The organism is Paenibacillus xylanexedens, assembly GCF_007676705.1.
Classification (GTDB): domain Bacteria; phylum Bacillota; class Bacilli; order Paenibacillales; family Paenibacillaceae; genus Paenibacillus; species Paenibacillus xylanexedens_C.
Window position 1 is genome coordinate 887,488 of the sequence record NZ_VEBF01000002.1, and the last position, 12,151, is coordinate 899,638.

The window sequence follows — 12,151 nt, forward strand, 5'->3', positions numbered from 1 at the left end:
ACCGGGAGCTCATGTCTTATATAACGTTGGAGGCAAGTATGAAATGACATTCGAACGGTTTCTCCTTTCACTGCCCTGAGGTAATGGTGAGTTCATGGAACGAATGGTCCAGACTTTCCTGTAAAACTTCAACGGGGATCCACCCACGGACACTATTGATGAGCCATATATTTGTTGCTTCGATTATGTCTCTGTATGTTAATACCTTTTCCTCAAGAGCTCCGTCATACAGGAGTTGATTTCGTAATGTGCCTGCTAATAATCCGCTATCTCTGGGTGGAGTATATTTTTTACCCTGTTGCTCAATGACAACATTTCCTGTTGTGAATTCAGTAAGTTCCCTATGCTCATTCCACAGCAGAACATCATAGCCATCTCCACACGCCATACGATGAACATCATACATGTTCCGATACGTGGTCTTGTGATATAAGAAGCGCTGACTGGAGAGAATTGGTGATTTCGCGAGAGCTACCGTTTGTGTTTCTTTTGTTTCAATAAGAGGCGTGCTCTCAACCGAAATTTGTCCTAATGGAGATAACAACACTCTGACCTTATGAAGACCGGTTGAATGTTTGCTCGCATAAGCAGTCAGATGGTTATCAATATCCTCTCTAATCACCTCAAAGTTAAAATAGGATGCAGAATCCATCATCCGGTCAAGGTGCCTTTCCAAGAGGGAATACTGCCCGTTCTCCAATCGAAGCGATTCCAATAATTCAAAATATGGCTTTTGTTCCGTTAGCATTAACGCTTTTGTTTTGGCCTCTGCATATTCATCCGAAGCTGTCGAATCCCAGGTGATGCCTCCGCCCACACCGTATTCAGCCTGATTTCGCTGATGATCAATCCACACTGTACGAATCGCTACATTAAAAACGGATGAACCATCCGGACTCAACATGCCAATCGATCCGCAATAGATCTCCCTTGGTGTATCTTCCAGTTCATAGATTAAGTCCATTGTGCTGATTTTCGGTGCCCCAGTGATGGAACCGCAGGGAAAGAGTGCTGAGAACATATCCTCCAACTGTATGTGAGACCTGACATTTGCCGTAACGGTAGAGGTCATTTGAAACAGAGTATAATATTTCTCAATATCAAAAAGTCTCGGGACATGCACACTTCCCGTCTCGGCTATAACACTAAGATCATTCCGGAGTAAATCCGTAATCATCACATTTTCAGCCCGATTTTTGGGGGATTCATACAGCCAGTCAGCCAATTCGTCGTCCTGTTCCTGATAGAATCCCCGTTTCACTGTTCCTTTCATCGGACGAGTCTCCAGCTGATTTCCATTCTTTTTGAAAAACAATTCAGGTGAAGCACTTAAAATACTAATATCACCGAGTTGCAGCATGGCCGAGTAATCGGCCTGTTGTGCATCACATAGCTTTGTATAAAAAGCGTAAGGGTCACCCTCATATTCCGACCGAAGACGCATCGTATAATTGACCTGATAGGTGTCTCCCCGCGCGATGGCCTCGTGAATTTTATGTATATTCCGATGATAGGTCTCCTCTGTAACCGTTGGTTCCCATCCTGAGATCCGATATTCATCAGATGAAGATGCATAACCTGTATCATACCCTTCAAAAATACCAAACCATATGAGCGGTAAAGCCACATCTGAATGAACTCGAAAAGCGGGATCGAAAGCTGGCGCAGCCTCATAGGACACATAACCTACTGCATAATATCCCTTATCAACAGCGTCCTGAATCTGTCGCAACGCTGGTTTTACCTCTTCAATGGATATAGCTTTAATGACTTCAACAGGATTCCTGAAGATTTTGCGCTGTTTACAACGATCCTCGCCTACAAAATCAAATAAGATATACGGATTGGCATCTGATTGATTCATTCAAGAATACCTCCTTGAGAAGTTAGTTTAGAGCGTAACGTAACTTGAGTCGGATTCCGTCTTTTGATAAGAACAGTTCTGCAGAAAGTTAGCCAGAATCTGTTTGCCGGATGGCGTAATAATGGATTCCGGATGGAACTGAACTCCTTCTATACTCCATTTCTTATGACGAAGTCCCATCACTTCCCCATCGCTGGACCATGCGGTGACTTCCAATTCTTCCGGGAGATCAGGATTGACAATAAGCGAGTGATATCTTGCCACGTTCAGAACGGCAGGCATACCTTGAAATAACGTTTTGCCATCATGAGAGATATCCGAGGTTTTGCCGTGCATAAGATGCCGGGCTGATTCCACTTTTCCTCCAAATGCCTGAGCAATAGCCTGATGGCCAAGACATACACCAAGAATTGGAATCTTTCCAGCAAAATATCGAATCACTTCAAGAGAAACTCCGGCGTTAGACGGATTAGATGGACCTGGAGAAATCACGATATAATTCGGCGATATCTCTTCCAATTCTTTTACCGTAATCGCATCATTACGATACACGTTTACGTTCTCACCCAGATCAGCGAAGTACTGCACAAGGTTATACGTGAAAGAATCAAAGTTATCAATCATGACGATCATAAGCAGGTATCCCTCCAATATTGAATTAAAATCCAGAAAAGGATGACTTACAAGCTAGGAGACTGACTATTCGGTCTAAAACGCCATGTAAATAGCCGTTCTGATCTTAGTTATGTTGAGGATACAGGTTCTGAAGACCCAAAAAAACAGACTGTTCGGTTTAATGAAGTTCATTATTTTGTGTTATGCGCAAAATGATATTCACTACGATGTTAGTGAAATCTGATGAGAGGGTTGATTCCTTGGAATAAGTGACTTGTAAAGGAGAAGCAAAGAGAACGACGTCTGGTTGCCTTTTTGTGGTAAAAACTGGAAGTTATCCGAATCGTTACATTATGTATCATGTAATATTCTTATATGTTGGGAATTAAAGTGAAAACCAATGCCCATTTCATAATAACCCATATTAAACAAGTATACCACTGTTGTTTTAAATATTTTGCACTTTGATAACTTATTATGTAAATTTTCAATATAAAATGAGTTTTTTTGTCTTTTTTATGAATCACTTTGAGCCGAAACTCACAAAAAAACTGGCCTTCGGGATGTATGGATACATTCCTGATAAGGCCAGCCTTTATCACATCATACTTACAATCCAACCGATCCAATACGCAAATGGAATTAATAGCAACTGTGCTAGAACTGTACCGAACAGCCGGGATACGAGCATACAGCCGTAGATCTGATTCATGCGATCCAAACGGATCTCGCCACGTAATGACTTGTCACTGAGCAATGAAATTCGTGGATCAATCAGGATGGTCAGCAAAATCGTTGCTATTCCGTTAATCAGCCCTGTTGATTGGGATGCAGCTACAGCCTGCGCTGGATAAAGGTAAGCTGCGTACAAGCTGGACAGGACACCTGTTGTGTAGATTGCGGTTACAGCTACATTCAGCAACATTAACCGTCTTGGCATCCCATGCCTTACCAATCGTTTGGCCATCTTCCAGGATGGCGGGGTGATGTAATACGTTGCATTTCTAATCTTGCTTCGCTTCAGCATACCGCGAACCATTGCAGGGATGGAACCGGCTGCTTCAAAATGCACAACCATTCTCGATGAGAGCTTCACCATGGTTGGGAAACACAATATGGCTAATGCCGTTCCTATCGTTGCCGCACCCATTAACCAATGTAGCTGTCCTGCAAAGTGTGGATTGGCCCCACGTGTTGCGGTATCCACCAGATTACCTACCAACGGACCCTGGGCCATATTAGAGGTTCGAGAAACCAACAGCAAGATACCTGCCAGTGAAATGGCTAGAGCGATTCTGCGGGTGCGTAGTCCGCCAAGACGCAGCGCATATGACAAGCTGTCTGCGGCATGAATCAGCATGGTGAACAGCATAGGGATTGCCAGGCTAAGACTAAACATATGTATGTACTCCTTTATCTTCCTTTTGTTGAACTTATTTCTTTCATGCACAGCATTATACTCCTCTGTCTTGTAAAAGTATAGGACCGAGATCCTTCTATATAAGTTGAACTAAAGAATATTTACACTGGACACTCCGATGACTGAACAACCTTCCGATCGCTGTTATCCCCAGATTTTTTTGATTCCTTTTATAAAGGGGTAAATCCGGGGATAAAGGCGAGTTTATGCTTACGAAGTAGCTTTCCACAGAAAGCTTTTAGCTCCACTTCTTCAGGTTCTTTCTGTCCTCTCCGTTTCGTGTAAATGTTTATTTCAATTGATATAGATCATCGGTAATTGCACTTACGACCTCAGCTGTTCATCGTTTATCCCTTCCCTCACAGGGTAATATACAACTAATCCATTATTGTACAGGAGGGATTCATATGCCTTGGAACAAACAGGATTATCCGGTATCCATGAAGAACCTGGAACCACGTGTCAGACACAAAGCAATTGAAATCGCGAATGCTCTGCTCGATGACGGGTATGAGGAAGGACGCTCGATTGCCATAGCGACAGCTAAGGCGGAAGAATGGGATGAGAATCATCCCGTGCCGAAAAGTTCGAAATCGGACTCCACATCTTCTTCCGAAAATTCCAACCATAACAAGTCATCTTCTGCGGAGCGTCGTCATTCCGAGCCCGTTTCTTCGTCCAAAAGTCATGACAACATCCATGTAGTGCCTACCGACTCCGGTTGGGCGATCAAGGAAGAAGGAAAGTCCAACTATCTATCCACATTTGATACTAAGGCAGAAGCTGTAGATCAGGCCAAAGAACTTAGTAGCAAACAAAATATTCGAGCGATTATCCATAATCAGGATGGTCAGATTGCTTCTTCGATCAAGCTCTGAATGAATCGGAAAACAATAAAATCCCCTTTTGCTGCTGAAGAGCAGACAAAGGGGATTTTATTTGAACTTTAATTATCAAGTCCTGAATATGGTGCATACAGGTTATGGTTGTTCTGAAACGTATGGTCAATGGGATACCCCTCTAGCCACTGTAGTCCGTTGTGAAACAGCAGCAGCGTTAACTGCTTTGGCTGCAGCCGACGGCACCGGCAGTTTCACAGCCGAAGTCGTAACCACGGTTCCACGAGCCGGAACACTAACGACGTACGTAATGACTTTGCTGGCGATCCATACGGCCAGAATCGTATATAAAGTTTCTTTTACCGGAAGAAAGAAAAGCGACAATCCCAATACAAAAGCATCACTGACAAAGAAAACTGTTCCCAGCTTCCATCCCTTCCAGCGACTAACCAGCACGGCGAGAATATCGTCTCCGCCTGTCGCTCCACCGAATCGAAGCACGATCCCAGCACCTAGCCCTGTCAATACACCGGATAGAACTGCCGGAATCCACAGATTTCCGTTAAACGACATCACGAGTGTGGAGTATCGTTCAAAGCCGTCATAGAATAGGGAAAATGCACCGACGCCAAGCAATGCCTGAATCATGAATTTCCAGCCTTTAATGAACCAAGCCAGGATCATGACCGGAATGTCCAGTAACAACATACCGATAGCAGGTGATAAGCCTGTTGCGTATTTTCCGAGCAGGGCCAGACCGACAAATCCGCCCTCCGATAAATGATTCTGAAAGTTAATGTGATAGTAGGCAAAAGCTAAAATAAATGTACCGAGCAGCATAATGGCGAACTTGATCGCCTCTGTTTTAACGTGTTGTAAGGTTAACGATGTTCTCTTCATTCAGGTTCCCTCGCAGTTTGTAGGTTGGTTTTTTAGACCGACCGTACCCTGCAAAAGGCAAGCCTGGAAGAAATCATCGTGTACGTCCTTCGAATATTCATTCCAATCCCCTCTTTCGCAGAGTCAGCCGTTTTTTTTGAACCGGTTGGTGTACTCTACAAGGGGCGCTATGTGTATGAGAGATCGTAACGTTTCCAGATCGTCCTTGGGGAGATTGTCCTTCGGGAACTCATGGTATCCTGATCCTTTCTGTTCTGTTGTGGTTAGCTGTGCTTGGTTAAACTGAAAAATAACAACAATGCAGAAGCTTGAATATTTAACTTTACACTTATCACTTCGATTCCAGTACCCTCTTTCGATCGCTGTTATCCACGGATTTTTTCGATTCCCTTTTTCTAAAGGGAAAATCCGTTGATAAATGCGAGCGCTTCGCTTCTACAGATGGGTTCTGCACTCTACGTTCTTGTGTAAATTCTATCTCCAACTTACAGCAGTTGCAATTAAATCAATTTAAACACCAAAGCTAACTTGCTTGTTCTTCTATTATATAACACCAACGTGACCGGGTCTAAACAGCAGACCCCTCAAAAACGCGCATAAAGCAGCCTTTGGACTGCTCCAGCAGTCATACGGCGACACCAGGATAAGCAATGCTTGCTAATGGTGCAACCTGCTCCTTTATTCTATGACCAAAGCTTCCAAAAATAACTGTCAGTCACCCAACTGTGACAAATTGGGGCCTTTTTTTTATTTTCTGGGGAGTGGTAAAGGAATCATTATCCTTTTGAACATACACTATAGCAAGCGTAATCGGCTTATTCTTGGTTCCGCTCAAACGTTTCCATACTTACTCTGCTGTTTATGGTATAATATAACAATTGAATCCCACTACCGTTTAAGCGAGGCGGATTGATGAAAACGTTAAAGCCAAGAGTCTTTATTGGCTGCTCGCTGGAAGCCAAGCCGATTGCAGCCGCAGTACACGAAAACTTACGTTTCTCAGCTGAAGTTACCCCTTGGTACTCCGGAGTTTTTAATCCAAGCAGCTATACCATGGACGACCTGGAAGCAGAAGTCCGTACAACAGACTTTGCCATTTTTATTTTTCATCCGGATGATATATCCAAAATTCGCGGGAAGTACTACGCGTCGGTCCGGGATAATACAATGCTTGAAATGGGTCTGTTTATGGGCCGTCTGGGACGAAAGCGTATTTTTTTTATTCTTCCTGAAGATATTACAGACATCAAGGACACAACCAAGGTCGAGGGATTGCGTATGCCTACAGATTTGCTGGGGTTAAATCCACTCGTGTATGAAATTCGTTCTGACGGAAAGTGGGCGCCAGCTGTCTCGGTGGCATGTTCCAAAATCGCAGACAGTATTGAGGAACAAGGACGCTGGAGTGATCCAGAATTGGAGAATATCATTGAGAAGCATAAGCGTACTGAGGGAGAAGCAAGGTTACAACTGCTCAAGTTGCTGCGGTTCTTTAGGGAATTGCTGCGTACCCGCAAAGCAGATGCCAAAATGCTGGAGCGAATGAGCGATGCCCTGCGTACTGCTTTTGTCTCTCACCCTCCATTTGCCGTACGTGGCACTGCCATATACCGTACAGATGACAGTGGTTATATTGAGCAATTATGTGGTAATGTTGGAGAACCGGGGAGAAAGTATGACTTGTCCGCTAATGACGACAAACAACCGGATGATCCCAAGCGCATCCTGGTGATCGACTCTTACCGGGAAAACAAGATCAAGATCAATCTGTATGACGATTACCTTGAGAAAGAATATCTGCTATGCTATCCTGTAGCCAAGAGGTATGTAATCACCGTTCACATTATTGGACATATTGAAGCGGATGAGGCGGTATTTCAGCAGATTGACCTACAGAATCGTCAACTGTTCAACGCCATCAACGATTTGTTAGGAGGCGAACCGGAATGAAACCGGAAACGAAAAAAATAAGCAAGCGCTGGGGCAGCGAAAAAAAGGTACGCCTCAGTTCTGCGCCCGAATCATCACGACCGGTTCCGGAACCCAAGGAAGAAGATCGTTTCCACAAGCCGGCCGTACCGCTAACTACCATTGGGCCCTCCCTGAAGGGCAAGGAAAGACCCTATAAGGTCATCCTTGAAAAAGAGGCGTTCTACGAAAAGCCTCAATATCTTGCTTAAATCTGCACACATCATCAAGCCTGCCGCTGAATCGGCAGTATTCCATAGGCCCCGCCGCCCAAGGCAGGGGCTTTTTTGTTGCTCATTTTTCGTCAAAATATCAACTACTTCTTCTCGTTGACCTAGCATCATCAGGTTGCGTCAAGTCATCCTGAGATTCTTATTGTAATTCATTGCTTTAATTCATCTCTTGTAATTACTTCTGTAGCAGACTGCATTGCATAAGGGTCATTTGGTTTATGGCCTTAGGTTTCCTGCAAAACCCATAAATTATACCTAATTTTGGAGTGGGCTTGTCCTTAAAGCCATAGCCTCATTCACTATCTGTATCTACAGGAAAATGCGTTAGTGCTTGCTTCCAATATTTCTCGGTTGTATTGTGTATCTCCATTACATATATTGATTATAATATAAGAACACATGTTCTGTAAACGAAAAATTCCAATTATAGGTTAAGGAAGTGAACATATGACATCCTCTACTTCCGTCCCATCCCCTGCGGATGAAGACCACCGCCTGATTAAAGGCCTGGTTGTGCGCACGCTACTGCTGGATGTACTTGAACGAGATATTCGAACTTTGGATACGCTGCTGCTGAAGATGCCTGAAGTCTACATTCTGTCACTGACCCGCATTCAGAACAATGTGCTCAAGGAGATGCTAGGTCTTCGCAAACAAATGAGAACTCGTGGTGTCAAAGTTTTGGAGGAGAAACGTGAAGCGGATGGAATCGAAACCTTGTACATGTGCAGGGGGTATTGGCAACGTTTCTACATGTTATGGACGTTCGCACGAAACGAAGTCAAAAAAGAACTCAGTCGGCATCTGCAGATGGACCTGGCGCAGAGTTGATGCAACCCTGACAACATTGACCCCGGGCATACGCCTCCCTTTTATTGTTCATCTAAACCAGATGGATATGATCAACCTGCTCACCATCCAAAGTTACGCTTTGGTCTATTGCAAAACGTCACTACACTAATTGTCGATGTTCATTGCTGCTTCAAGTGTCAGCCTCAGAATATCCATCTCCAGCAAAACAAGTTGACCACGGAAGGTTACGTTCATTAAGATGGAATAGAGATATCCAACCATTCCAATAAGGCATGAATTGATTTCAATCCGGATATGCTCTCAACGTCTTATCAATCAAGGAGTTGTACTTCATGGATATGAACCCAAATTCGATTAAGCTAACACCCGCACATACAGGCATTGCCGCAGATGTGACCGAACTAATCGGCCAGACACCTGCCGTTAAACTAAACCGACTCACAGGCAGCGACTCCGCTGATGTATACGTGAAACTGGAATACTTCAACCCAAGCGGTAGCGTCAAAGACCGAGCCGCCTATAACCTGATCGTTCAGGCTGAACGGGCAGGTCTGCTGACCCCCGGAGCAACCATTATCGAACCAACCAGTGGCAATACCGGCATCGGTCTGGCCATGAACGCCGCTGCCAAAGGATATAAAGCCATTTTGATCATGCCGGATAACATGTCCAAGGAACGCATCAATATCTTGAAAGCCTATGGTGCAGATGTGGTGCTCACCCCCGCTGCCGAGCGGATGCCAGGTGCGATTCGCAAAGCGAAAGAGCTTCAGGCAGACATTCCGGGAAGTTTCATTCCGCAGCAGTTCGAGAATCAGGCGAATCCGGACATTCACCGGATCACTACGGCTCCCGAAATTATGCAGCAGATGGATGGCAAACTGGATGCTTTTATTGCCACCGCTGGAACCGGCGGCACCATTACCGGGACGGGAGAAGAACTGCGCAAGCAGCTACCCGATATCCGCATCTATGCGGTGGAGCCTAAAGGTTCCCCGGTGTTGTCCGGTGGCGAGCCCGGACCACACAAACTCGTCGGTACCAGTCCGGGGTTCATTCCGGACATACTGAATACCGACGTATGGGATGCCATTATCCAGGTGTCCGATGAGGATGCACTGGATACAATGCGGCAGCTTGCTGCCCGGGAAGGGCTGCTGCTCGGCCCTTCCTCTGGCGCTTCGGTGTGGGCCTCCCTTCGCATCGCGAAGGAACTGGGGCCGGGACACCGGGTGCTCTGTATTGCGCCGGATACCGGGGAACGGTATCTGAGCATGGGTATTTTTTAACAAAGAGGCATTGAGGAAACAAAACGAAACATGTAAAAGAACAAAAAAGCCTGAAAAACGCAAAAAGCCCTTGCTCTCCTACGAATGTAATCCGCAGAGAACAAGGACTTTATGAAGGCAAATATCACTTTTAACAAAATGTGAAGACATTAAAAATGTATATTCGCTATACCATTTAACAGTACTTAGTGTGTCAGGGTTGTCCATTTCACACCTTCGGGAAGCAGAGCCGCAATGCGGTCTTTGGCTTCCTTTTTGGTATACAGCGATTCGTCGAGAATGACTGCGGAACCCGAATCACTGCTCGTCCGAATCAGACGTCCGAGACCTTGCTTCACGCGCAGGAGCATATACGGAAGATCGATCTCTTCGTAAGGTGCTGCCGATGCACTTCGTTTCGCATTAAAGACAGGGTCCTGTGGTGGATAAGGAAGCGACCAGATCATGACATTGGATAATGACGGTCCTGGAACGTCCAGACCTTCCCACAGATTGACAGAACACAGCACACTTTCCTCATCCTCTTGGAACGCGGCGATCAGGTCACTGATCTCCCGGTCACCCTCGTACATAAAGCGCAACCCTTCTGCTTCAGGGACATGAACAATGTCCTGCTTGAACGCACGCAATTCCTCCATCGTACGGAACAAGATCAGTGCACGGCCCCCACTCTCCTGAAGTAAAGACACTGCATCCCGCAACCGATTTTCGTTCTCCGGGTGGCCTGGTACGGCCTCATTGGTAATCTTCATCTGCATTTTGTCGGCGTAATCATATGGTGAAGCTACGGAGAAGGATACAAAATCATCAATGCCCAGGCTGTCCGCCACATAGCGGAATGAGCTATCCACGGATAACGTTGCAGATGAGAACACGATTGGAATGCCTGTATTGAACACACGTTCATTCAGCATTTCCTTCACCGTACGCGGCATGATCGATAATGTCGTCTCGTCTTCACTCTCTTCCGCCCAGCAGATATAGCCGTCTTCCTTACGGAACAATGCAAGTGCAGACTGAATCATGTCCAAATGTTCTTCAACGACACGCATCTGGTATCCATCCAGCGAGAACAATCCGCTCTCAAATACCAATTCTTCGCCGATCGCATCCAGCACACTGGTCAGACGTTCAATCTCACGCAACAGTGGCGGCTCTACCCGAACTTCCTTCCGTTCCGATCCCGGAATCGCCACCGTGTAGGTATCCAGCAACGCAAACAGTCGCTCACTGCTCTCAATCGCTTCATCCACACGCTCCGCGAGGGATTCACGAATCTCTCCTTCAAGCAGACGAGTCACGAGTTCCTCGAAGATACGGTGTTTCAGTTTGTAACTCAGTGCATTCAGGGCTGCTTCTTCCAGCAAATGACCTTCATCAAATACAACTGAGCTGTGATCTGGCAGCAGGGGCAATTGTCCCTCGCGTTTGCGCGCATCATAGGTCCACACATGCTCCATGTAGTAATCATGGGAACAGATGATGATGTCCTTGGAACGGCGGTAATGGTCACGCGACAGCGTTAGGCCGCAGCGTTGACGTTTTGGACAAACGAAGCAATCCTGGAACGGGTCCCAGTTAATTTTGTTCCACTGGCGATCATTCAGATGCGGATATTGTTTGCGGTCACCATACGGATGGAAAGCCTGAAGCGTACCCGGCGTATTCACAAAATCCGGAAGGCTCTCATGTACCTCTTCGATAACAGGGGCATCCTCATCCGCGAATCGCACCGCACTTAATTTGTTCAGACAGACGTATTGGTCGGGGGATTTGCCCAAACGTGCGTCCACTTCCAAGTCCAGATGTGCAGCCAGCTTCGCGATATCTCCGCCGGGCTTCACAAGTTGTTCAATCAAAGACTCATCGGCACAGGCGATCACTGCCGGTTTGCCCGTATAACGTGCATAACAGACCGCGTAGAGCAGATAGACTAACGTCTTGCCTGTTCCGACACCGGCCTCAGCCATAATGGTCTTTTTATCTCCATAGGCCCGTTCGAGCTGGTACGCCATAAAAATCTGTTCATCCCGTACCTCGAAGCCGAACTCTGGCAAAATATCGTAAAAAACATCAGCAACCCACTCTCCCAGACGGGATACAAAAGGTTCAGCCGGATCATATGCAAAAGGATAACGTTGTGTAGACAATCCTAGGTCAGCCTCCATTCTTAGACGCGGTCCTCTTTCATTTTTCCGTTCAAAAAAGGC

The 12,151-nt window shown here is 45.8% G+C and carries 10 protein-coding genes; 5 read left to right on the forward strand and 5 right to left on the reverse strand.

What is annotated here, in order from left to right; all coding sequences use genetic code 11:
- Window positions 1–67: 67 nt before the first annotated feature.
- The 3 genes from pabB to FS628_RS13890 form a co-directional block, all read right to left on the reverse strand.
- Entirely contained in the window at window positions 68–1,864 is a 1,797-nt protein-coding gene (pabB, locus tag FS628_RS13880) for an aminodeoxychorismate synthase component I (protein WP_145322721.1), read from the reverse strand.
- A 27-nt stretch (window positions 1,865–1,891) separates the two neighbouring features.
- Complete coding sequence (locus FS628_RS13885; protein ID WP_145322723.1) at window positions 1,892–2,497, reverse strand: anthranilate synthase component II; 606 nt, start codon at window positions 2,495–2,497, stop codon at window positions 1,892–1,894.
- A gap of 580 nt (window positions 2,498–3,077) precedes the next feature.
- Window positions 3,078–3,878 carry a lipid II flippase Amj family protein gene (locus FS628_RS13890; protein ID WP_145322725.1) on the reverse strand — a complete coding sequence of 267 codons (801 nt, stop codon included), beginning with the start codon at window positions 3,876–3,878 and terminating at the stop codon, window positions 3,078–3,080.
- 428 nt (window positions 3,879–4,306) lie between these two features.
- Here FS628_RS13890 and FS628_RS13895 point away from each other — a divergent pair, with 428 nt between their 5' ends.
- On the forward strand, window positions 4,307–4,777 hold the full coding sequence (locus tag FS628_RS13895; RefSeq protein WP_145322727.1) for a DUF2188 domain-containing protein: 471 nt from the start codon (window positions 4,307–4,309) through the stop codon (window positions 4,775–4,777).
- A gap of 126 nt (window positions 4,778–4,903) precedes the next feature.
- Here the strand turns inward: FS628_RS13895 and FS628_RS13900 are convergent, their stop codons facing one another.
- Window positions 4,904–5,638, reverse strand: a complete 735-nt coding sequence (locus tag FS628_RS13900; protein ID WP_145322729.1) for a YitT family protein — start codon at window positions 5,636–5,638, stop codon at window positions 4,904–4,906.
- 912 nt (window positions 5,639–6,550) lie between these two features.
- Between FS628_RS13900 and FS628_RS13905 the strand changes: the two genes are divergently transcribed.
- The 4 genes from FS628_RS13905 (at window position 6,551) to cysK (ending at window position 9,941) form a co-directional block, all read left to right on the forward strand.
- A complete protein-coding gene (locus FS628_RS13905) occupies window positions 6,551–7,588 on the forward strand; it encodes a nucleotide-binding protein (protein WP_145322731.1) in 1,038 nt (345 codons plus the stop codon).
- Window positions 7,585–7,818 (forward strand): hypothetical protein, encoded by a 234-nt coding sequence (locus tag FS628_RS13910; RefSeq protein WP_017687536.1) that lies wholly within the window; start codon window positions 7,585–7,587, stop codon window positions 7,816–7,818. Before FS628_RS13905 ends, FS628_RS13910 begins: the two co-directional genes overlap by 4 nt.
- A gap of 468 nt (window positions 7,819–8,286) precedes the next feature.
- The gene (locus FS628_RS13915) at window positions 8,287–8,670 is read left to right on the forward strand and encodes a hypothetical protein (RefSeq protein ID WP_145322733.1); all 384 of its coding nucleotides are present in this window, start codon (window positions 8,287–8,289) and stop codon (window positions 8,668–8,670) included.
- Between the two features lie 314 nt (window positions 8,671–8,984).
- A complete protein-coding gene (gene cysK, locus FS628_RS13920; protein WP_145322735.1) occupies window positions 8,985–9,941 on the forward strand; it encodes a cysteine synthase A in 957 nt (318 codons plus the stop codon).
- A 185-nt stretch (window positions 9,942–10,126) separates the two neighbouring features.
- On the opposite strand, the gene FS628_RS13925 is transcribed toward cysK, so the two are convergent.
- On the reverse strand, window positions 10,127–12,109 hold the full coding sequence (locus FS628_RS13925) for an ATP-dependent DNA helicase (RefSeq protein ID WP_145322737.1): 1,983 nt from the start codon (window positions 12,107–12,109) through the stop codon (window positions 10,127–10,129).
- Window positions 12,110–12,151: the final 42 nt, after the last annotated feature.